The 23,207-nt window shown below is 32.7% G+C and carries 22 protein-coding genes; 6 read left to right on the top strand and 16 right to left on the bottom strand.

The features are described from left to right. The first annotated feature begins 9 nt into the window (after positions 1–9). Together HX062_RS12775 and HX062_RS12780 are read left to right on the top strand one after the other, a co-directional pair. Positions 10–900 carry a hypothetical protein gene (locus HX062_RS12775; RefSeq protein ID WP_286467686.1) on the top strand — a complete coding sequence of 297 codons (891 nt, stop codon included), beginning with the start codon at positions 10–12 and terminating at the stop codon, positions 898–900. Positions 901–1,179: 279 nt separating this feature from the next. Beyond that, complete coding sequence (locus HX062_RS12780; protein ID WP_286467687.1) at positions 1,180–2,091, top strand: hypothetical protein; 912 nt, start codon at positions 1,180–1,182, stop codon at positions 2,089–2,091. 89 nt (positions 2,092–2,180) lie between these two features. Here HX062_RS12780 and HX062_RS12785 read toward each other — a convergent pair whose 3' ends face one another. Continuing rightward, positions 2,181–3,305, bottom strand: a complete 1,125-nt coding sequence (locus tag HX062_RS12785) for a hypothetical protein (RefSeq protein ID WP_286467688.1) — start codon at positions 3,303–3,305, stop codon at positions 2,181–2,183. 227 nt (positions 3,306–3,532) lie between these two features. Here HX062_RS12785 and HX062_RS12790 point away from each other — a divergent pair, with 227 nt between their 5' ends. Beyond that, entirely contained in the window at positions 3,533–4,444 is a 912-nt protein-coding gene (locus HX062_RS12790; protein ID WP_286467689.1) for a hypothetical protein, read from the top strand. 182 nt (positions 4,445–4,626) lie between these two features. Here HX062_RS12790 and HX062_RS12795 read toward each other — a convergent pair whose 3' ends face one another. The 7 genes from HX062_RS12795 to HX062_RS12825 all read right to left on the bottom strand — a co-directional run bounded on the left by HX062_RS12795 (position 4,627) and on the right by HX062_RS12825 (position 10,522). Continuing rightward, positions 4,627–5,070 carry a hypothetical protein gene (locus HX062_RS12795; protein ID WP_286467690.1) on the bottom strand — a complete coding sequence of 148 codons (444 nt, stop codon included), beginning with the start codon at positions 5,068–5,070 and terminating at the stop codon, positions 4,627–4,629. A 75-nt stretch (positions 5,071–5,145) separates the two neighbouring features. Beyond that, positions 5,146–6,396, bottom strand: a complete 1,251-nt coding sequence (locus HX062_RS12800) for an erythromycin esterase family protein (protein WP_286467691.1) — start codon at positions 6,394–6,396, stop codon at positions 5,146–5,148. 45 nt (positions 6,397–6,441) lie between these two features. After that, positions 6,442–7,476: an alpha/beta hydrolase family protein gene (locus HX062_RS12805; protein ID WP_286467692.1), complete on the bottom strand. Its 1,035-nt coding sequence runs from the start codon at positions 7,474–7,476 to the stop codon at positions 6,442–6,444. Between the two features lie 582 nt (positions 7,477–8,058). After that, positions 8,059–8,310, bottom strand: a complete 252-nt coding sequence (locus tag HX062_RS12810) for a hypothetical protein (RefSeq protein ID WP_286467693.1) — start codon at positions 8,308–8,310, stop codon at positions 8,059–8,061. Positions 8,311–8,447: 137 nt separating this feature from the next. Continuing rightward, positions 8,448–9,110, bottom strand: coding sequence for a hypothetical protein (locus tag HX062_RS12815; RefSeq protein WP_286467694.1), 663 nt, complete (start codon positions 9,108–9,110; stop codon positions 8,448–8,450). 212 nt (positions 9,111–9,322) lie between these two features. Continuing rightward, positions 9,323–9,655, bottom strand: coding sequence for a hypothetical protein (locus HX062_RS12820; RefSeq protein ID WP_182626660.1), 333 nt, complete (start codon positions 9,653–9,655; stop codon positions 9,323–9,325). 435 nt (positions 9,656–10,090) lie between these two features. Beyond that, entirely contained in the window at positions 10,091–10,522 is a 432-nt protein-coding gene (locus HX062_RS12825) for a hypothetical protein (RefSeq protein ID WP_286467695.1), read from the bottom strand. 306 nt (positions 10,523–10,828) lie between these two features. Here HX062_RS12825 and HX062_RS12830 point away from each other — a divergent pair, with 306 nt between their 5' ends. The 3 genes from HX062_RS12830 to HX062_RS12840 all read left to right on the top strand — a co-directional run bounded on the left by HX062_RS12830 (position 10,829) and on the right by HX062_RS12840 (position 15,112). Next, on the top strand, positions 10,829–11,140 hold the full coding sequence (locus HX062_RS12830) for a T9SS type A sorting domain-containing protein (RefSeq protein ID WP_286467696.1): 312 nt from the start codon (positions 10,829–10,831) through the stop codon (positions 11,138–11,140). A 102-nt stretch (positions 11,141–11,242) separates the two neighbouring features. Then, positions 11,243–13,162: a T9SS type A sorting domain-containing protein gene (locus HX062_RS12835; protein WP_286467697.1), complete on the top strand. Its 1,920-nt coding sequence runs from the start codon at positions 11,243–11,245 to the stop codon at positions 13,160–13,162. A 30-nt stretch (positions 13,163–13,192) separates the two neighbouring features. Continuing rightward, complete coding sequence (locus HX062_RS12840; RefSeq protein WP_286467698.1) at positions 13,193–15,112, top strand: T9SS type A sorting domain-containing protein; 1,920 nt, start codon at positions 13,193–13,195, stop codon at positions 15,110–15,112. A gap of 448 nt (positions 15,113–15,560) precedes the next feature. Here HX062_RS12840 and HX062_RS12845 read toward each other — a convergent pair whose 3' ends face one another. The 8 genes from HX062_RS12845 to HX062_RS12880 form a co-directional block, all read right to left on the bottom strand. Beyond that, positions 15,561–16,190: a DUF6266 family protein gene (locus HX062_RS12845; protein WP_182626664.1), complete on the bottom strand. Its 630-nt coding sequence runs from the start codon at positions 16,188–16,190 to the stop codon at positions 15,561–15,563. 903 nt (positions 16,191–17,093) lie between these two features. Beyond that, complete coding sequence (locus HX062_RS12850) at positions 17,094–17,981, bottom strand: hypothetical protein (RefSeq protein ID WP_286467699.1); 888 nt, start codon at positions 17,979–17,981, stop codon at positions 17,094–17,096. Between the two features lie 88 nt (positions 17,982–18,069). After that, complete coding sequence (locus HX062_RS12855; protein ID WP_286467700.1) at positions 18,070–20,025, bottom strand: ATP-binding protein; 1,956 nt, start codon at positions 20,023–20,025, stop codon at positions 18,070–18,072. Next, positions 20,015–20,488 carry an ABC-three component system middle component 5 gene (locus HX062_RS12860; RefSeq protein WP_286467701.1) on the bottom strand — a complete coding sequence of 158 codons (474 nt, stop codon included), beginning with the start codon at positions 20,486–20,488 and terminating at the stop codon, positions 20,015–20,017. The genes HX062_RS12855 and HX062_RS12860 overlap by 11 nt, the downstream gene beginning before the upstream one ends. A 34-nt stretch (positions 20,489–20,522) precedes the next feature. After that, the gene (locus HX062_RS12865) at positions 20,523–21,095 is read right to left on the bottom strand and encodes an ABC-three component system protein (RefSeq protein ID WP_286467702.1); all 573 of its coding nucleotides are present in this window, start codon (positions 21,093–21,095) and stop codon (positions 20,523–20,525) included. Between the two features lie 3 nt (positions 21,096–21,098). After that, entirely contained in the window at positions 21,099–21,440 is a 342-nt protein-coding gene (locus tag HX062_RS12870; protein WP_286467703.1) for a hypothetical protein, read from the bottom strand. Between the two features lie 395 nt (positions 21,441–21,835). Continuing rightward, complete coding sequence (locus HX062_RS12875; RefSeq protein WP_286467704.1) at positions 21,836–22,501, bottom strand: hypothetical protein; 666 nt, start codon at positions 22,499–22,501, stop codon at positions 21,836–21,838. Then, entirely contained in the window at positions 22,501–22,977 is a 477-nt protein-coding gene (locus HX062_RS12880) for a hypothetical protein (protein WP_283828974.1), read from the bottom strand. Before HX062_RS12880 ends, HX062_RS12875 begins: the two co-directional genes overlap by 1 nt. Positions 22,978–23,207 lie beyond the last annotated feature (230 nt).

The following is a 23,207-nucleotide window of genomic DNA, read 5'->3' on the forward strand; positions in this document are numbered from 1 at the left end:
CCAACTATCATGATCGATCCAAAACTAACCAAGATTCTATCTAAAGTTTATTTACATCAAAATACAGTAGCTTATGATAGTGATAAAAAGTTCTATACCTATCAACTACAACCCAATAATATAAAAGAAAAAGATCTTTCTTTATTGACTACTAGTGGGTATTCAATCAATCAAATTGAACATTACCAGCACAATCAAGTTGTACAGGATTTAAGAACAATCGTCAATCAAGAAGGATTAGAACACAAAATCTATCATTTATTTATCAAGGCTATTGGCACTGGACTTCACCGCGGCTTACAGCCCATCATTAGTTATGCCTACGCCAAGCATCTACCCGATCATATTTTCGAACCTTTTGAAGAAGACACTTTTCGAAGTCCTTGTAAAATATGTGGATTGCCCAAAGAAAACTGGGAGAATGATGGAAAGAACAGCCATGATTTATACATCGGCTATTGTCGTATTGGTGGTTATACAGAAATCCTTTTAGATTTAAGAGAAATCTCAACCTTAGCCCCAATTAAAGCGAATAAAAATGATATAGAGGTATTTAAAAATCTTATAGCCTGTATCGAGCAAGCCAATGAAAATGAAACACCTACAGATCTATTAAACCGAATTTCTAAAGCAAAGATACTCCCAAATAGCAACAATACCTCCCGAACTTGGTTGTTGCGTATTTTAGCTGCTTTGGGTATTTTACGCAATAAGCTCGTTGAGGATTACAGTATGCTCAATGGTTTTACGCCCTACCATCAATTACTTTCTTGGGAGAAACAACTCCATCAAGAAGCACCAAATCACCGAACAGAAGTCAATTTTCCTCTTTCAGCTTGGCGTGGAAAATTGGGAGTTAACAAGGAAGTAGTTTATCGTATTTTGAATACAATGCAATAAATATTACTATTTATTGCATTCATCTGATAATATTACTTCTATTCGCATTCCAGAACTTCGATTTGAGCGTTAAACTGAAGGTTTGATTATTAAATAATTACACCAAAGCCAAGGGATATTGGAGTATCCCTTGGCTTTGGTGCTTATCTTCATACAGTAAACACCTAACAACAACTCCCCTGCTTCCATTCATTTTTAGTCTAGTATTGTTTTTTTAATCAAAATTTATCCTAATATTTGAGATACTATAAACCTAACCCACCTAATTACTAATATCCTATGAAAATAAGATTCACTCTTATTAGCCTATTTTTTGCAGCCTTTGCTAGCGCTCAAACCCCTCGAGATACCTTAGTATCTACTATTTACAATACATATGTTCAAAATGTATCCGAATATACAGCCCTTAAAAAAGACATTCTAGCGCTAAAAGATATGGATGGTAGCTACAATCCTGAAGTGCTTCATCACAACCTAGAAGCGATGTTTCAATATAAAGATCTTGATTTCTTTCAATCCTCTTTGGAGTTAATAGTGCTCCACAATGGCTATAATGTTTCCTATCTCTCTGGGCAAGAAAATTATTATCAGGCCATTATCTCTGGTGAATTAGCCCCTTGGTTCAAAAAGATGTATATCGAAAATCATCCGAAATGGTTAGCCCATAATCTAGATAAGTTAGTGGATATTCACACGTTAAACTCCCTACATCAAAAGGATCAAGTCATGACAAAAGCATTAATGGATGTTTACAATTCTTCAGAAATAGACGAAAAACAGCGTGAATTAATACGCGCTTTGTTTAGGTTTAACTATATGGAGAATGCTAAAACTTTATTCAACATTTCGGAGTCAATTGGTTCTATGCCTACTGCAAATTCCTTTGCGCTAATTCAAAGACCTTATGACTTTATCGAAGTGCATAATTTCCAGCAAAATTTCACTACTTATTTTGAGATGATTTATCCTTACTATAAAGCTTCTTATCTCAAGCAGGATCTTCCTATTATCAAGTTTAGAAATATAGATTCAATCAAATTCCTTGCGGATAAGAATCAAGTCTTCGGACTCTTATCTGTAGAGGATATTCCCCCTTACTTAAAAGAAGAATACAATGTACAAAGTATTGAATTAGCCGATCCTACCCTCACGGAAAAATACCGAAAAGAATTAAACTGGACAGAACTATAGATTACCATTTATACTTCGTTTAAGTGATAGTAGACCACATAAAATTATTAAAGCCAAGGCGTATTTTGTGATCCCCTTGGCTTTATTCGTTATAATAATGTTTGATTTAGTTCATCATTGATGTTTGCTTTGGTTAATCCCCAAAGATGAATAATTTCCCAAATATCCATTTCTTGATTGATTTGGTGCAAATCCTCAACAAACTTCTCTTGGCCTACTTGTTTTATTGCATATTCGCAAATAAGTGCTCCTGTGAGATAAGGCACCGGTGTTTCATCGTTGATATAAAATCGCTCATATGGTCTATCGAGATAATAAGCATAGTCGATTGTATGGTTTGCCATATAGTTCTTTAACGCTGTTTTATGCCATTGGTAATCATAAAAACCACTCCCTCCGAAATAAGTAGCCAGGCCCTCATCGAGAATAGTTGGCAAAAAGGGAAACAATTTTTGCATATAGATATGAGTGACTTCATGGGTGTAAGTTTCCGCATTATTAGCCGAATAGACAATCCCTCCTTCCTCAGCAAGTCCTCCGTGTTTAGAAAGATACATATCAGCATGGTAATCAAATCCTTTTATGTTAAAAAGCTCCTTTGCCTCTACGCAAGAATAATAAGTTATTGGGATTTGTTCTGTATTAAAAAAAGAAGTTAATCGCTCTATATCGTTCACTTGGGACTCTACCTCTTTCACATTAAGCTTTTTACCAGGAGATATGACATAAGTTATAGCTCCTTGTGTATATTTTTGCCAAGAAGAGGTAGCCAAATCAGTATAAGAACTAAAATAGATTTTATCTTGCGTTATATTCACCACAATATTGTAGATAAGGCGCAGAGAATTCTCCTTGGTTTCAGTATTGTGTCCAATATAAGCGATTTTGGCTATTTGTTTGGTAGGATCATCTGTCGAGAGTAACTCCATCAACGCAGGTTGATAGAAATGAGAACCTAATCTCCCTTGCTCAATCCCGACTATGGATCGATAAGGCGAAACAAATCGTTTGAAGTCATCCTTATTCCAATAGGCATTAGTATAGGGATCTTGATTTTTTGTTTGAAGAAATCGTGTTAACTGTTCTATGATGGCTTTGTTCTCCGCTGTATGTATGACGGAAGGCGAAATGGATAGTCTGATTTTATTGTCAATGGTTTGTGCCTGTAGTACACCTGTTATCCAAACAACTAACACAAATAAAGTTCTACGCATGCTATTACTTTTTTATCTAAAAATTAAAGATAGTAAATAAAAAGAAAGAGGATGTTTATAGGCTATCCTTTAGGGTGTAATAGCATGCTCTGTATTTATTTTTTACTTCTACATGTTTAACAACACCTCCCCTTCTTCCATTCGTTTTTAGTATCTTGTTTTTTAAATCAAAAATTATCCTACTATTTGATAGACTATAAACCTAACCCACCTATTACTACTATACTATGAAAATAAGATTCACTCTCATTACCCTATTTTTTGCAGCCTTTGCTAGCGCTCAAACCCCACGAGATACATTAGTCTCTACCATTTACAATACATATGTTCAAAATGAATCCGAATATACAGCCCTTAAAAAAGACATTGTAGCGTTAAAAGATATGGATGGTAGCTACAATCCTGAAGTGCTTCATCACAACCTAGAGGCGATGTTTCAATATAAAGATCTCGATTTCTTTCAATCCTCTTTGGAATTACTAGTGCTCCACAATGGCTATAATGTTTCCTATCTCTCTGGGCAGGAAAATTATTATCAGGCCATTATCTCTGGTGAATTAGCCCCTTGGTTCAAAAAGATGTATATCGAAAATCATCCCAAATGGTTGGCCGATAATTTAGATAAGTTAGTGGATATTCATACTCTTAATGGTTTACATGCAAAAGACCAAAACGTACACAAAGCTTTACTCGAAGTTTACCATAATGGTCAATTAAATGAAACACAACGTACCTTCGTAAAAGAGTTAGATGACGATTATATTTTAAAGAATGGAGAAACTTTAGCGCAGATTACTAAATCAATTGGTTCCATGCCTACTGCAAATTCCTTTGCACTAATTCAAAGACCTTACGACCTCATCGAAGTGCATAATTTTCAACAAAATTTCACCACTTTTTTTGAGATGATTTACCCTTACTATAAAGCTTCCTATCTCAAGCAGGATCTTCCTATTATAAAGTTTAGAAATATAGATTCAATCAAATTCCTTGCGGATAAGAATCAAGTCTTCGGACTCTTATCTGTGGAGGATATTCCACCTTACTTAAAAGAAGAATACAACGTACAAAGCATTGAATCAGCAAACCCTTCCCTTACGGAAAAATATAGAAAAGAATTAAACTGGACGGAGCTATAAATTACCATCTATACTGCGTTTAAGTGATAGTAGACCGCATACAATTAATAAAGCCAAGGCGTATTTGTAATACCCTTGGCTTTATTTGATTGAGCAATAAGTCTCATTCAGATTTCCTCCCTATCTACGAGCTATTTCAAGCGAGAAATCGTCGGTACATTTGATTTATTATCTATAAAACTTTATTCATCTTCACGATCAAAAACCCAACCTTTGAGTTTGTGTTTCTTATAAGCTTTACTAAAATCTTGATCTACCCAAATACCATCTTTATAACTAATTTTATCCTGATCTATATGATTTAAAATATGTAATAGTTTATATTCCGTTTCAACGAAAACATGATTTGAATATATTGAAGCATCTAATAATTCAAAGGTATTTGGATAATGCACGTGAAGTAAATCTATTACTTTTTGATTAATTAAATATATATTTACCTTGTCTGTTGGAATACAGTCCCATTTCTTTTCAATTGTATCAAAATCTAAAAAATCTATACGCATAGTTAGCTCTAACGGATCAGGTTTCATGAAAAACACATAGTGTAATGGATTTCCTTCACATAAAAGCATTCCAAACATTTTATTTGGGTAATTATTATTTAAGGTTATTCTATATTTCATACTTATTTTATCACAAAATTACAGGATGAAGTAGATGATACAACGGTATTAATTCGTTCGATATCAACCTATCTCCTACCAGACTTGATACTCAGCCATTTTTAAAGGCTCATTCGTTTTAATGTAAAAAACGCCATCAAATACATTTAACCATTGCCCTGGCTTAGTGTCATAACCTAATATCATAGCATCGAAACTTTTTTCTTCAAAAAACGGTTTTTTCACCTTTATTTCATTAAAATCTAAGTATCCAAATGGCGTGTTTTGTTTATCTAAGTAATACTCTAATGAGTTGACTTTAGTTGTAATTGAAAAAGGTTCACTTCCTTGTACTATCCCTTTAACTTCACCAATTGAAGAGGTAAATGCTATGCTATATATTTTATCCGGAAAGGCCTCGAGTAAATACTCAGTAAATAATTTGAATCCTTTATACAAATCGCGATTATCTTCTTTATAAACAACCTTTTGAATTTGCTTCGCTCCATGAAAGTTAGCAATCCAAACAATAATTTTCGCACTAGGATTATTCTTTTTATGCCAAATAACATTATTAGCCATATACTTGTCTCTGATATTTACAAAAACATTTTCATTGTCAAAACCACCTAAAAAATAAAAATATTTCATTCCCTCAATACCAGCATATATAGTTTGAACAGTATGCTTAAAGAAATTATCGTGGGTAGTATCAATTATAGAATTTTCAATTAATTTTATAGTCTCTAGTACAAAATCAATTTCTTCAATTGTTACATTTTCAACATCTAAATCATATATTTTGAGTAAACTATTTTCAAATTTGTCGATTTGAGTATCATCTAGCTGAAGCTTTTTCATTTCTTGTAATAAGAACTCATTACTTGGATGACTTTCTAACCCTAAAAACTTCCATTTTAGCTTTTCATTATGTAAGATGTCTCGAACTAACCCTTCTGTTTGCTTCACATCTCCCCAAAATGGCTTCCATTTACTTAAATCTCTAGACTGAGGAAAATCCTTTCTATCATTATTTTTTAATTCTAAATCAACAAATCCCGCACCTTCTAAAGCTAGGGTATTAAATCCTTTTTCTTTCATCAAATATTGAACAAGTTCCGCTTTAACCTCATAGGTTTTACCATCTCCGTGCCCCGCTTCTCCTAAGATAACTATTTCGCTATCCCCAATGCGCTGGGCTATTTCTTCAAACGAAGCTTGATCCACTTGCTCAAATGGAATCATATAAGAGGCTATTTGCTTTTCGACAGTTGCCTCTTGACAGCTGGACAACAAGGCAGCGATAGCAAGTAAAAGCACTGTAATTGTTTTGACCATTAGTAACATAAATGATTTGATTAGTACTAAATTAAATTATAGAAGATTGGCATCCTATTGTCTTTTAATCCAATCTACGATTTGTTGTTTTGGTTGTTGGTGAATGTCATACGGCGTACTTTCTCCATCCGAGAAAAAGTGGTTTTCACCCTCTACTACTATCGCAGCTATCGCAGGATTCGCGAGGCTATTTAAGCGATTGATATTCGCTATAGGATCGACAATCACATCCTCCGAACCAATCATATAAAAGACAGGGATGTTGGTGTTTTTCAATACATCAATGCGGTCTTTTTCCACTAAATCACGCTCCACATGGCCAATTAAAAAACGAAAACGAGTAGCATATCTTTTCTTTGTATAACCGAGTTTCTTTGTCTCTTTATCAAACATTTTCCAAAAGCTTTTTTCTTTGTGATTGGCGAGGTAAAAATCAGCTAAGGCCGAGCATACGTTCTCTTTTTCTTCGCGTGTATCGTAGAGAAAGTAATCATTAAATACATTTTCACTGTGTTGTAATTGATAGAGAAATAGTTGTTTACCTGTAACAACGGGAGCAGCAAAAAGCACTAAAAAATCGGGATTAATCTTGTGTTGTAAGGCTTCCATAACTGCTATGCCCCCTAGACTATGCCCAATAAGTCCCACTTTTTTACCCTGTAGGTCTGGATGTTTCTTTAGCATGTTAAACGCACTAGCCAACTCTTCTCCCATCATTGTCGCCGAGTAGGACATATTACCTCCTTTTCCTTTAGAATTTCCCATTTCGCGTTCATCATATCGAAACACAGCAATGCGATTATCCAATAAAGCTTCCGCTAAAGGACTATGGGTATTGCGCGTATTATAGCCCGTTCCGGGTTTAATAATCACCACTTGATCAAAACCATCTTTGGGAAGAATTAAACTCCCTTCAAAAGATACACTGTCTACTTTTTGTCTATAATCAAAGGCAGGCACATTAAAATTGATCGTGGAAAAAGCATAGTTGTCCTTTTTAGTGATAAAGGATTCGTATGGAGTTTTTACATTTTGTCCAAAACAAAGGGTCGTTAATAAAAGAAAAGCCCCGAGATATCTCATCTTCATTGTTACTTATTTTATTTGATTTGTATATATTTCACTTAATAGGGAAATAAACTTAGTTAATTACATCTTAACAAGTAACAAGGTTATGTTTATTTTAACTTATTATTTTTTTTTTCATAGTCCTCATCATACAGCTAAATGTAAGTAAAGAAACAAGCCAGCAAATAGGCGATTCCTCCGCTTTTTTTTGGTTTGTTTTACTCTAGTTCATGATGGTTTGAAATTACAGTAGTATAATCTAAAGTTTATGAAAGCACTCCAAAAGACACTGTACCATAAACTGTGTAAGTAAAAAACATCTGTTTAGATTAAGCATTAGGGAAATCTGTTAGCAACTTGATTTTCCCTTATTCGAAAGCAAATATCCTAAGATTTTTGAGCTATAGCGAACAATCCCAACCTTGGGAAGGCACACGCATTAATGCGTTGAGTTGAAATCTGTAGGAAATTACCGTGTATAAAAATGGAAGAGTACCATATACAAAGGTTGTCGATGAATGGAATGGACCTAGGATCGTATATTCATCCACTCATAACAACAAGCAAACAATGAATACGTATGGTAAGCCCAAAATAAGAAGCTTATTGCTGTGGATTTATACTGCCATGTTCATTAAAAGTATATTCTACCTCTCCTGTTTCATCTGAAATTACATAAAAAAACTCATGTATATCCCCAAACAGTTCAAACACACCAATTGCAATCCATGCTTTTTCTCCAACAACATTAAACTTTGAATTAAATTGTGCCCGTACAATGGTATGCTTAAGCGAGGGATATCGCTGTTGATATTGTTTTGCTATTTGAATAGCTTCTACCTCTGTTAATCTCATGTTGTGCTACCTTATTTAAAATCGTGTATTTTGACTAATTTTCTCGCTACAATACAGTAATTCAGCAGTAAAATCAAGCAAAAACAGTAAACCAAGATTGATACGCAGTCTTACTATACAAAGAAAGGATTCAACGCCTATTCCGCATATACTTTCTTACCTTTGCTAACTTTTTCAACTAAATCATGTATTTTTCCTAAATACTCATCTTTAAAACACTCTTCTATAAAACTACTAATTTTAGGGTCTTTTCTATCCCATTTTGACATTGCTGACAGTAAATACGCTCTTGGATCAAAAACTCCAACTTTATGTTGTTCTTTTATAAGCGTTTGTTTTAAATTAACTGCATCAATAAGTTTATAAATATCTTTTTTTTCAGGGACAACATCATCAAATGCCAACGATTTTAATGCTCCATTAAGTACTGATAAATTACCTTCTTTCAATAATTCCAGAATAGGAATTATATCATTTTTATTTTCCCTTTTTATTCTTGTAAATGCTAAAGTTGCCTCATTAGTTATCATGTCATGTATTATATTATTTTCTATGATACCAGATAACTCTTGAAGAACATTCTCATACTTAATTTTACCTAAAGCTTTTATCATGATACACTGGGTTTCCCAAGCTTTTAAATTCTTACTTTCTTTCAGATATGCTTGATATAATGAATCACCAAGGTCAACTACTTCAAACTCTCCTATCAATTTAGCAGCTTTTCTTCTTTCAGGTGCTTTGGAAGATTCTAATAATAATTTTAAATCTTCATTACTTTCTTTTAAAACTTTTGCCATAGATCTCCTTTATTTTTTCTAAACATACTGTCATTAATACCTATCTCGGGTATGTTTTGTTAGCCCTATTACTATTCCACTTCTCCACAGGCATAATTTAGCCGATCACCCCATGTAGTCTTTTGTTATTCTCTAAATCTAATGCTGTAAAATCCATTAATTTTATTATTCCTCCCATTGGTGCAACTCCTAAACTAAACCCTCCTTCTACTTTATTCTCTTACGTAAATATCGTCCTGGGGTGATGCAGGGTTATATAGTATATTAACTGTACTTCCTTCTGTTAATTTTGCATCTAATTTTCGTCTATACATATTCACCTCAGTACTATCACTGAGTCTTACTCTAAGGTCATAAGTAGGTTGCTTACTCCCATATCTAGTAACTGTAAGGGCATGTACTTTTTTAACTATCGCAGTAGTTTCTTGATACCCTTTTACTTTCTGGGCTAACTCATCTTGACTAGATGTAAAATCAAAAAATGTAATGCCTAAAGTAACTAACACACAAAGTACTAATACGATTAACTGTGTTTTTCCATTCATCTCTATAATAATTCTAGTTCAGTATTTTCGCTCTTTTCTTGTTCTTTTCATTCTCTTTTCTACTTATCTGTCCATAGTCCAGCATACTCTTGTTGCTAAAAATTGTATGTTTAAGCGCTCATTACCGCTGTAAAATCTCTAACAAAATTTACTACTTAGATTGTGCTTTACTCCCTTGAAGATGTGTTTCTCCACTTGAGCTAGGTACAATTTTAAGCAGATTCTAAACCAATTCCATTTTTACTTGATCCCTCTCCTACATTTTTCGCAATTGGTGTAACACAAATACCGGTTCCAATTGAAGAAGATGAGCTTGTGAGGCGATCCGTATATTTGGCAGTAAGAGGAGCAACTAAAAAATAGTAGTTCATCTTGATATTCCTGACCCCAGTTTATCTTTCAATTTGTGTGATTCCGTTTTTAATAAGCAGTCCACTAAATACTTTCTTTAACCTGTAATTCACTCAAACTTTTAATTATATCTTGTATTTGATTCTCCGTAAAAGAATATATGTTTGGTCGTGTTTTAACTATAGTTTTTCCATTTTGAATCAAACTAAATGTATTAAACTTACCAGAGCTTGTGACCACATTTTGATATCGATATTCTAATTCCGCTACTTTATAAGTATTTTTAAACACTTTACCTAATCTTGCAAAACTATAACTAACTGTTTTGTTCCTTGAGTCGATAACAAACTCAATATCAGAGTAAATAAAATTTGAAACAGCTAGCAGCCCTAGAACTACTATAGTTAAGATAATAACAGCTAGGGCTTTCATGCCTATAAAATATCCGATAACTGAAATACCTATCACAAGAAAGAGCATTACAGAAGAATCTAATTTAGCTTTATAAATTTGCATGATTTATTATTTAACTTCTTTACCAAAATCAACATCACCTTTCTCTTTGGTTCATCGCTCTCCCCCATTCTCATACATCATTTTTGCTTTAGGACGATTGGAAAATAAAACACCTAATTCTTCTTCGGTTTGTAGAATATAGTTCGGTTCAATAGGAAATGACATACTACTTACTTTTTAATGCATACTTCTTTACTCACTTGTAAATATACCAAAGTATTTTTGATGGGACTCTTTCTATTCTAAAGTTAAATTAGATTTTCATTCTGTTTCTATGGGCAATTTATCATCAGTGGACAAAATTGTATGTTTTCGGTACCAATAAAATTAGACGCAACAGAGAGAGGGGCCTCAGCTCTTGAGCTTCCTGCCTTATCTCTTTTACCTAATCCCACAACTACTGTAACTACTGTAGTTTACAAAATTGGTAGCTCAAACGATAATGCACAATATCTAGTAGTTTACGATCTTCTAGGTGTAGAGCGATACAGACAAAAAATAAATGTAAAAAAGACGGAGATTGTTCTTGAAGTTAGCCATCTAGCCAAAGGGACTTATCTCATAAGTCTGGAAGCTGATGGAAAACGAATCGCTACTGAAAAATTAATTAAAAAATAAAAATTAACTCCTTACAAGTGCTAAAGTTTAGACTTTAGCACTTTTTTTTCTCTTTTATTTTAAATATATTTAACATTAAAATAACAATTAAACTAGGCTTCTATGAAACAAAAACTACATATAAAAAGAATCCATTTTATCCTAGGAAGTCTTTTAGTGCTACTACTTCCTTGCTCCATTATTGCCCAAGACTACAACTGGAAATGGGCTTTTAAAGGAGGTGCACACAAAGGAGGATATGGCGTTAGATATCGCGATGAGCAAATCCACGACATCAAAGTAGGTACAGATAATAACTACTACTTTTTAGCAACTATAGCTGGCAAACTAGAGGCTAACCTAAATAATGTTCCTCTTTCTGTATACAATCACTCCCCTACAATTGGAGGAGGATCCAATGACATTTTATTATTTTCCACCACCTGTGAGGGAGAAATTCGATGGAGCCAAGTCATTGGAGGAGGTACAGAAGACTATAGCTTCAATTTAGTACTCGATCAACAAAACAATGTCTATATTGCCGCTAATGTACGAAACGACTATATTACAGCAGATGGTTCTCCCGTTCACTTTAGCCCGACGGATTCCATTCCTTATCCTGATCCCTATCTAAATCCACAAAATCAAGATGGATACAAAACTTCCTACCTCGCCAAATACAATAGCGAAGGGGATTTTATCAAAAAAGTAGCCCTTCAAGGTCCTGTAAATTATTATACCTTTCCTTCCAACACTTACAATCTAACCCTAACTGAAAACGGACAACTGCATTTTATTGTTGGGTTAAGACAAGGTATTCATCTTGATGGGCATGTGACCATTGAACCTTATGAAGGACTTTATTTTAACAATTACCTGGCTCAATATGATTTAGACTTAAACTATATACACAGTTTTAAACTCCCCATAGCCCCCGAAACTGATCTCCTCAGTATAGCTAGTTATTTGAAATTTATTCACGACAAAGCAAACCACCAATACCTAATTTCAGCCGTTCGGGGGGGAGCTGTTGGCGATGTAAAACCCTTAAACTATGGGGGAAAAGATTTTGTAGAGCGCACCTTCATCTTAGCCATTGACGATCAAACAGGAGCTGAAAAATGGAGAAGAGAATTTCGTTCTCCACCAGAGCCTCAATACCCCTATCCTTCAGCCAACCTAATTTTTAATATGGTCTTAGATGATGAATCCAATATCTATATTGCAGGAACGATTCTCACCATTCACACTCGTGAAACACAAAGCATTCAAATACTCGATCCTACCAACCCATCCATCCCTACCTTCTCTTATACACCAGGGGTAAACGGATCTATTCCCATGATTGCCAAACTCAACAGTCAAGGAACCGTGCAATGGATGCAAGCAACAACCGCTTTAAATGAAGATGCAGGTGCCCCAGGCCCAATTGAAGCAAAGGGAATCGCAATTAATGGTAATGAAGTTGCACTAGCTACACAGGCAACCAATGAATTTTGGGGAAATTTTGAAATTAGAAGACCTTTTGGGCATCGCTCTGACCCCATCTTGGTCCGCTTTGATAAACAAACGGGAGAAGTCATTGCCGTGAATGAGGTTCCTGGTTCTGAAGGGAGCTACCACAGTTTAACTGCTGTTGCAGCTGATCAGGATGGAAATTATATCGTGGGGGGATTTTTCTTAGGCAATCTGTTTTGGGATAACGATTGGGGCATAACCCCTATTATAACGACTGGAGAAGCTGATTTCTTTGTCGCCAAACTTGAAGCCAACCCTTGTGGATCAAGTAACCTCAGTACCGAGAAATTCGACAAACCAACTTTTAGTATTTACCCTAACCCAACAAAAGGAATCGTCTATATAGACACACAAGAACAATTGAATCAATACTTTGTCTATGATTTGACAGGCAAACAAGTACTATACGGTAACCTTGAATCCGAAAATAAAATCAACCTAGAAGGCTTGCAAAAAGGAATGTACTTTCTTCAAATAACAACGACAAATGGTAAATATGAAACTGTAAAAATAGTCAAGCAGTAATCAACCTATTTTTAACTAAACCCTTAACCAATGAAACAAAAACTACATATAAAAAGAATCCATTTTATCCTAGGAAGTCTTTTAGCGCTACTACTTCCTTGCTCCATTATTGCCCAAGACTACAATTGGAAATGGGCTTTTAAAGGAGGTGCACACAAAGGAGGATATGGCGTTAGATATCGCGATGAGCAAATCCACGACATCAAAGTAGGTACAGATAATAACTACTACTTTTTAGCAACTATAGCTGGCAAACTAGAGGCTAACCTAAATAATGTTCCTCTTTCTGTATACAATCACTCCCCTACAATTGGAGGAGGATCCAATGACATTTTATTATTTTCCACCACCTGTGAGGGAGAAATTCGATGGAGCCAAGTCATTGGAGGAGGTACAGAAGACTATAGCTTCAATTTAGTACTCGATCAACAAAACAATGTCTATATTGCCGCTAATGTACGAAACGACTATATTACAGCAGATGGTTCTCCCGTTCACTTTAGCCCGACGGATTCCATTCCTTATCCTGATCCCTATCTAAATCCACAAAATCAAGATGGATACAAAACTTCCTACCTCGCCAAATACAATAGCGAAGGGGATTTTATCAAAAAAGTAGCCCTTCAAGGTCCTGTAAATTATTATACCTTTCCTTCCAACACTTACAATCTAACCCTAACTGAAAACGGACAACTGCATTTTATTGTTGGGTTAAGACAAGGTATTCATCTTGATGGGCATGTGACCATTGAACCTTATGAAGGACTTTATTTTAACAATTACCTGGCTCAATATGATTTAGACTTAAACTATATACACAGTTTTAAACTCCCCATAGCCCCCGAAACTGATCTCCTCAGTATAGCTAGTTATTTGAAATTTATTCACGACAAAGCAAACCACCAATACCTAATTTCAGCCGTTCGGGGGGGAGCTGTTGGCGATGTAAAACCCTTAAACTATGGGGGAAAAGATTTTGTAGAGCGCACCTTCATCTTAGCCATTGACGATCAAACAGGAGCTGAAAAATGGAGAAGAGAATTTCGTTCTCCACCAGAGCCTCAATACCCCTATCCTTCAGCCAACCTAATTTTTAATATGGTCTTAGATGATGAATCCAATATCTATATTGCAGGAACGATTCTCACCATTCACACTCGTGAAACACAAAGCATTCAAATACTCGATCCTACCAACCCATCCATCCCTACCTTCTCTTATACACCAGGGGTAAACGGATCTATTCCCATGATTGCCAAACTCAACAGTCAAGGAACCGTGCAATGGATGCAAGCAACAACCGCTTTAAATGAAGATGCAGGTGCCCCAGGCCCAATTGAAGCAAAGGGAATCGCAATTAATGGTAATGAAGTTGCACTAGCTACACAGGCAACCAATGAATTTTGGGGAAATTTTGAAATTAGAAGACCTTTTGGGCATCGCTCTGACCCCATCTTGGTCCGCTTTGATAAACAAACGGGAGAAGTCATTGCCGTGAATGAGGTTCCTGGTTCTGAAGGGAGCTACCACAGTTTAACTGCTGTTGCAGCTGATCAGGATGGAAATTATATCGTGGGGGGATTTTTCTTAGGCAATCTGTTTTGGGATAACGATTGGGGCATAACCCCTATTATAACGACTGGAGAAGCTGATTTCTTTGTCGCCAAACTTGAAGCCAACCCTTGTGGATCAAGTAACCTCAGTACCGAGAAATTCGACAAACCAACTTTTAGTATTTACCCTAACCCAACAAAAGGAATCGTCTATATAGACACACAAGAACAATTGAATCAATACTTTGTCTATGATTTGACAGGCAAACAAGTACTATACGGTAACCTTGAATCCGAAAATAAAATCAACCTAGAAGGCTTGCAAAAAGGAATGTACTTTCTTCAAATAACAACGACAAATGGTAAATATGAAACTGTAAAAATAGTCAAGAAGTAATCAACCTATTTTTAACTAAACCCGATCGCGCGGATTTTCAATCCGTACATTAGTTTTCAATCGTGAGATAAAAATATTTATTTAAATCTATAGAACAATGTCAACAAAATATAAAGGCACGGATTGGCGCGAAATCAGAATATAAAAAGAGGGTGACCTTTTGGGTCACCCTCTACTTCTATACTCTTGTTTTTCAAGCTAATATACAATTTTTTGTAACAATTGTTCGTGAATTTCATATAAGCTTGTGTGCTTCTTTTGTAACAAAGTAGTTCGCAACTTCAATTTTAGTAAAGCCACTATTGATTATCTTAGCCTATAATCCTTACGGTGAACGTGGTCATCAACATTCTACCACAACAATTGAATGCGCTCGATATCCTCAACATTTGTATAGAGGAACATCGCATTTGTAATCCTTAACTATACATGCGATGTTTTGCATTGTTTAAAATTCCCCTAAAAATACACTTGTACTACATTCTACAAGGTCAACATCTGTCAAGAAAATCCAAATTCCATAGCCAGTATCTTCAAAACTAGCAGGAAGTTGAACCTTACACTCACCGGCACCACGTTCTGCTACCTGCTCTAAAATAAACATGGATTGCGTTGCCTTTCGATAGAGGACCACAGTTAGTACATCTGTTTTATTTACAGAACCAAAAACTAAATTTGCACTCCACGTTAGAGTAAGCTCCTTGTTCACAATGGCTACAGTATCCACAAAGATATTCTGCAAAATTCCCTTGCTTATTACAACCTTACTCAAGTTGATAACAAACCCATCTTCTACTTGATTTACTGCTTCTTGAAGATGATACGCTAAAGCTAAATTTACAGTAGACTTTAATTTTTGAGCAGACCCAAAATGGCGTTTAATTAAACCGTTGAGTGGTCGTAAAAAATTTGACACTAACTTAAATTTTTGACGATGACTCAACTGCCCAGCCGTTGGATTTTTACTACTCTTTTTTGGCGCATTGCGAATGATATTTTGACCCTTTACGCTTAATCCCACAAGTGTTCCTACTTTACCGCTAAAACCACCTGTTAATCCATTTTTCATTTTTCCCATAGTTTTGCATTTTAAATGATTAATACTTTTTTATGAGTCCCACCTAGTAGCTAGCTTTACTATGGCTCTCAATACAAAACTAAAAAAGCACAAAAAGAAGGACAATACTCCCTTCCGTATTCTTCCACATATTGTACAAAAAAGGAGTAATTGTCCGTTCTTGTTTAAATTACACAAAGACACAACAAACTGTATTTCAGTATTTTAAATAATATAGAAAAATAGTTGTAAAGGGTTTGTAAGGGGATCGTTAGTATTTACAAGGGTTTTAGGCCTTTTTACCTTACAAACCCTTTACAAACCCTTTACAATCCCCTTACAAACCCCTAACCATCTACCCATGCACTCACACTTTACCAATCCGTCAATCAACCTTTGTTGCAACAACCAAGCATTGGAGTGCTTGGTGTCAGTGCAAGATACACCCCTTCCCGCCTCTGGGACATAGTAGGAAGATTTTCCCATTTTCAGTACAAATAAATGGGAACAACGTTTAGCTGGATGTCAATTCACCTGCATAAAATAAAAATTCATTTCAAAAGGAAAAAGGGGGTTCATCTCCCAAACAGGGAATATAAACACAAAGAAAACCGATAGCTTTCGCTATCGGTTTTCTTGGCGGAGAAAGAGGGTTAGCCTCTTTTACATCATATATTTTACAAATAGGGATGTTCACTTTTTTGGATTGGAGTGAGCACCTAATTAGGAAAGTTTTAAACTATGATCGGAATCGTTTGATTCTGAATATAAAAGTAAATAATTAATTTGATTTTTCTATTTTTTAGCACTAATAAAGAAACAAATACCAAAAAAAAATACTATAGTAATTATTAATCCTATGTCACAAAAGTTTAAATTTTAATCTAAAACTTATTTCCAGCTTTATTTTTGAACTTACACACTTTAAGGGAAAGTCCCATAGCTTTTAAATTCATATGTATCGCTTAATGTATTAAAAGGCAGTTTTTCAATTACTTTATTTTTATTACCTCTTGAGATTATTAATTCAGCTATGCTTTGCGCAATCTCCATTGTAATTATTTCTGAGCCAAATAATCTAGTTTTCATTAAGTTATTATCTGTTATAGGGTACTGTTCACCTAAACGATTCCTTTTACTACTAGATTCATAAATAAAACTGGTTAATTCATCTTTTTGAAATTTATTGTCAGTTACATGTTGATTTATGAAATTTTCAAAAATTCGATTTTGTACAGAGTCTACTTTTAGTAGTTCTAATCTTTTTTTTGATTTTTCTTCATTAATAAAAGTCATTATCCAAAATACTACTGAATAAAATAAAAGAAAAAACCATATTATTGCAAAGGATGAGCTTGTTGGATCAATAAATTTAGATAATGTAGGATTGTCTTTGATTTGTCCTGGAAATAGAAATAAAAACGTTAATACAGCTGTAATTGCAGTCAATGAAATTTTTGGTACAAACATTTTCGATCTATATGTTGAAATAGCAAAAGAAATTTTCGAATTGAGATTTTGTTCAAGTGAGTTCTGTCTATCCGTTGGAATTAATTCAGTTATTACTTTTACTAAGTCTGTCACTTTTTCAACCATGATAAGAGATTGATTGTTTTTAATGCTATCTATATACTCAATTGCATTATTTGCTTTATAGTAGCGCTCCTTAATATTTTCATTTGGAAACTCACCATTAGTTCTATCAGGATGTATCTCAGTTCTAATTGTATTTACCTGATCTCTTATTATTTCAAGACTATCACTATCGATTTGAAAATCTTTTTTTATATCGTTTATAGAGTTGTATGTCATTGTATCGTTATAAGATTACTGTTAATAACTAAGTTTTCGTCTCGATCAGAGGTTACGAAATGAAAGCTTCGTTATTATAAGCTGTTTTTTAATTGATGTGTTTTAAACTAGGATTATCCTGAGTGTAATATTCTCCAACAATATATTTAGATTTCAATAATTCTTCAGTAATGTATGATGTTGTATATATTAGTTGATGTTGATTATTTGGATCTAGTTCTTGTATTCTTTTAATTAAAATGTTTTGAAGATTTTGCGCTCGTTCTTTTTCAATACCTTTATCTTCCATATTATCAGCAAATATGAATCTTGGAAATCGCATAGATTCCTTTGTTAAAGAGGCTAAGAACAATGCAAACCTTGCTGATATTTTTAGATAAAAATTTGAACTAGCAGAAAACTTTTGATATTGTTTAAATTTTTCTATATTATCTGTTTTTAAATAAACTAAATTATTAGCAAAGTCTATTATTAAATCTTTTGGCTCTGCATTTGTGAATTCTTTTTGTCTATCAAAATCATTATTTAAAAGATATACCCCTTCTATTTGAACTTGGTTTATTGTATCATTCTTTATTTTCCTTTGTTTATTTTGAATTGTTGAAATTTTAAATTTATAAGTTAAAATATTTTGATCTAATGTTGATTTTTCTATTAATAATTTTTCATAAATAGATGCTTGTTCAAGCATAGTTCTAAATTGTAATATTTCACCTTCTGCCAATCCTTTTTGAAAATTAAGATTATCTAGTTGCTCTAACTCGAATGGTCGAATATCAGTAATTGAATCATTAACTCGTTTCTGTAAATCATCAAGTGCAAGAATTTCTTTTTCAAGTTTGACTTCAAGCTTGATTAAGTTTTTAGCCTTAATTTTTTGTAATAAAGTTGATTCATCAATTTGAAATTTTATTTCTAATTGCATTCTTTTTGCCTGTATAATACCAAAATTATCATCACTATTTTGTTTACAAAGTTTACAGGAATTTTCAACCATAGAAGCTTTTAGTTTACTTAAACATTCTGGACAATAATCAAGTGGTAATCCCCCTAGGAATTCTCTTGTGAAAACAGAGTTATTCAACGCTCTGTATTTGTCATTTAGAGCATCAATGAAAAATTCTGAATCAATAATTTCACTTTTTATACTAGAAATAGCATTTTGTAAATCAATAACAATTGATCTTTTCTCAGCAGTTTGTTTTTGAAGAATTTGAAATTCTAATTGTTTTGTAGAACTAAATTCAACTTTTTTTATATTACTTCTAATATTTAAAATTTCTTTATTAAGATTTCTTATTTCTATTTCTTTATTTCCAATTTGAGATATAATATGTTCTTTATTCAAAGAAAATGCATCACTAAAAAATCGTTTTGTTAAGCGAATTTCATTTTTGATTTCTTCAAGTTTTTTTTCAGAATTATATAATTCAAGTTTAAGAGTGTAAAGGTCTTGATTATAGACACCTAATAATAAATCTGAGACGGCATCCCTTGTAGCTTGTCTATCAAATTCCTCAAACATAAACAAAGAACTTGTTGGAGATTCTTGATCTATATATAACAATCTTAGAATTTGATGAATTGTAATATTATTTTCTTCTTTAACTTCAGGTAAATCTAAGAGTTCAAATAGGACATTAGAAAAACTTCTCTTTTCAGGTGTAGTATTATATTGAAATTTTTGCCAGTATTTATTTGTAGGAGGATTTAGACTTTCTTCATAATTTCCCCAAAATAAATGCATTGCAATACGTGAATTTATTCTATTGCTCTTTTCGCCAATTTCTATATATCTTTTAATTGTAACTATTGTATCATTCGCTTGTATTTCAGCAAAAACTACTTGACATTCTCTTGCTTCAGGGACAAAATCATTGAATTCTCCACCTAATGCAAAAAAAATAAAATGTGTAATTGTTGACTTTCCACTACTATTATCACCACAAATGATATTTACCCCAGTATGGAATTCTTCATCATACGCTGTCTGACCTTGATTTGTATAAACAACAAGTCTTCTTAAATATAGGTTATTTTTCATCGTACTTGCTTTCTAATAAGTTACTTCTGCTTTTTAATCCTTTGTCTCCGAATAGAGAAATGTCATAAAAATTTGAAGTAACAATAGTAATTATATTTTTTTCTCTTGGTGATAGTTCTCCTATTGAATCAGAATATTCTTTCAAAAGTTCTAAAGAATTGATTTTTATGAAATTTTGAGCTAACAAATCTTTATCAATAATATTATATGAAGCTAAACAAGTAAGTGCTGAAAGTTGATATGATTTAATTTTTTCAAGTGTTTTGCGTTCATCATTGATTTGTTGATAAGGATTATTTTTTGAAACATTTAATTGTTTTAATGTTTTGCGAAATTCACTTTCATTTTTTAATGGTTTAATTTTAAAAATCTCATTAGGAAATAGAAGGTAATAATCCCAAATTCTGATTTTATCTGTTTCAATTTTTTGTGTAGAATTAATCTTACTTAATAAGTGAAGCATTCTGAAAATTGTGTGATATAAATCAAATGCATTATTATATAGTATCATAATCTTTCCAATTTAAATGACATTTGCCTGTTAGAAAAAAAACCATTCCAAAAATATCGTTTGCATTATAATTTAAAAAATTATCGCATTCTGCTTCCTTATTTAGTATATCAAGAATCGGTTGTACAATCTTTTCTTTTAACAGATTCAATATTATAGATTTATCAGCATTTAATTCAATTTGTGGGTAAACGTAGGTATAGAAATCATTATCAATTAATGAGAAGATATCTACATCAATTTCTTGTTGAGCCTGAAACATTTCTCCTTTAACAACTCTCTTTGAATACTTTTCTTTTAATTTGATAAATCTAATCTGTTCAGTATTACTGAATCCTGCATCAATTAATTTTTGTTTTAATCCAATGCCATCTTGCATTGTATTGTAATTATGAAAATCTTCGATAAATGATTCATACCTGACATCATTTAAGACTTCTTCTTGAAGTTTTTCAAATTTTTTTTGCCATCTTGTTTTTGAGCTTAAATAAACATTTTCAACCTTACCTAAATTAACTTGTTGATTAATTGGCGCGTTATTATTAATAGATTGATTCATAGGTTACAACGAAATATTTCCGTTTACATTTCCAATATTTACTTGTTTTTCAATATTACCATTATTAGTAATGGTTTGATTGAGGTTGTCAATTTTAGTCAGGGCTTGAACTATATATTTTTCTAATTCATTTTTGAGATTTTCGTCTTCATTTAAAACTTCAACTAAAGTTGATTGAATTTCCTCCTTATTCATTATTTCTATCTCCTTACTTTTATTTCCGAATGTTTTTTTCATAAGATTCCAAACATCTTCACCAATCTTTCTAGCAGTGCCTTCACTAATTTTCTCGATATAAGGTGATACTAAAGTTAGAGCGGTTGTTGCAAGTGTAATAATATCCATATTAATTGTTTTAAGGTTTCTGTCAAAATATTTCCTCTCTAAATAAAACTATCCGTTTTGTGAAAAACGTTTATAATAGCATTTCATAAAACTAGCATGTTAAGTTTATTGTTTTTATGTAAATAAGATACTTGAAGAGAATAGTCTGGTATATAACGAAGTAATTTAATTCACAACTAACTTGTATAAATAGGCATAGCAATATAAAATCAACATATCCTTACTTGTTACATGTACAACTTATTGTATTCTAAAATATTCAATTTGAATCTTATAGTTTGTATCCAAACATACAAAAACAATTCTCAATATGAGATATAAAAAACCGTAAACCATTCAATATTTTGAGTCTATTTAATATACTATTGTGCTAAACCAATGTTATACATAGTTGTTTATTTGATAATCTCTCGTAATGTCATAATATCAACTGTTTTGCCATTTTGTTCGATTGATATTAACCTGCAATGTTTGTTTGCTGGATTATCAACAAAAGAAACTTCTTCTAATTGCATATCCGATATTACTCTTACGCAAATTTCACCTTTATATAATTTACCTTTAATATGTCCACACTTTCCCGACTTTTGGTTACAAATTGAGCAATGACTTTCTTTTATGATTCCACCAACGCTTTGAAAGTAAAGATTTGGGAAAAGTAATTTTTCATATCGTTCGAGCCTATTTAAATAATGATTATTTTCTTCAGTTTGAAATGGAGAATTAGAGATAACTGTACCATAAATAACTTGTGCTCTTACCAAATTATCCCAAGCTTCAGACATTTGATCTTCTTTTAGGTTCACAAGCATTTGCAACTCATAGGCAATTGCTAATAAGGAATTCTCAATACAGTATACTAAATTAGCTTCATTTTCTAAATCTCTTTTAACAAACTCACTTTTTAAATCTGAAAGTTCTTTTAAATAGTTATGAATTGTTATGATTTCTTTTTTCTGAATTTCTATTCCAACTGTAATAAAAGCTTTCTTTTGGGCTATTTCAGCCATTTGGTTGAATTCATCAATTAGTAATTTGGGATTTTCAATAAAAATTAGCATTATAGTGATTTTATTATTTTATCTAATTTTTTTAAACCTTCGACATCTCCTTTATATTCAATTTTAGAAATTTTTCCTTTTTCCTTTTTTTCAACATAGAATTCTACTTTGGCTGTTTTCTTTCCAATTAGACCTTTTAAATTGTCATAGATGAAACTCGAAATTACATTTAGAATAATAGAAATTGTATTAGGATCTTCAGAAAGAATTGAAGACGCAATAAATATTGGAGGTAAATAAATGTCCGCGTTTTTGCGACTTCTGAGCAATACGGGATTTCCTCCTAAACTTTCTATATTGAGGTTTTCTGCTTTAAAATATTTATTAAGTTCTATTATAGTTTCAGTAAATATAAATTCTTCTGTTTTATTTGATGTATCAAAATTTTCAGGAATAAAAGCAAGTTTGGGCAATATTAGAATTGATAATTTTTTAAGATTATTACCAATTTCAATTTCTTCAATATTATAATCCATATGTTCTAGTGAAATCTTTGTTTAGCATTACGTACTACATAGTTTTATAAAAAAACACCTATATACGTATTTACATAACACATTATTAATACATTAAGTTTGCTGTAAATTAAACACTTACTAAACTAACTTATTATAGTTAGCATAATAATATGTAGGCTTCCCTAAAAATCGGACAGTTGTTAATTCGAAATTATTAACTTTAAACAAAACTGTCAAGTATGAAAACA

The sequence above is a fragment of the Myroides sp. DF42-4-2 genome, assembly GCF_030326445.1.
In the GTDB taxonomy this organism is placed as follows: Bacteria; Bacteroidota; Bacteroidia; order Flavobacteriales; family Flavobacteriaceae; genus Flavobacterium.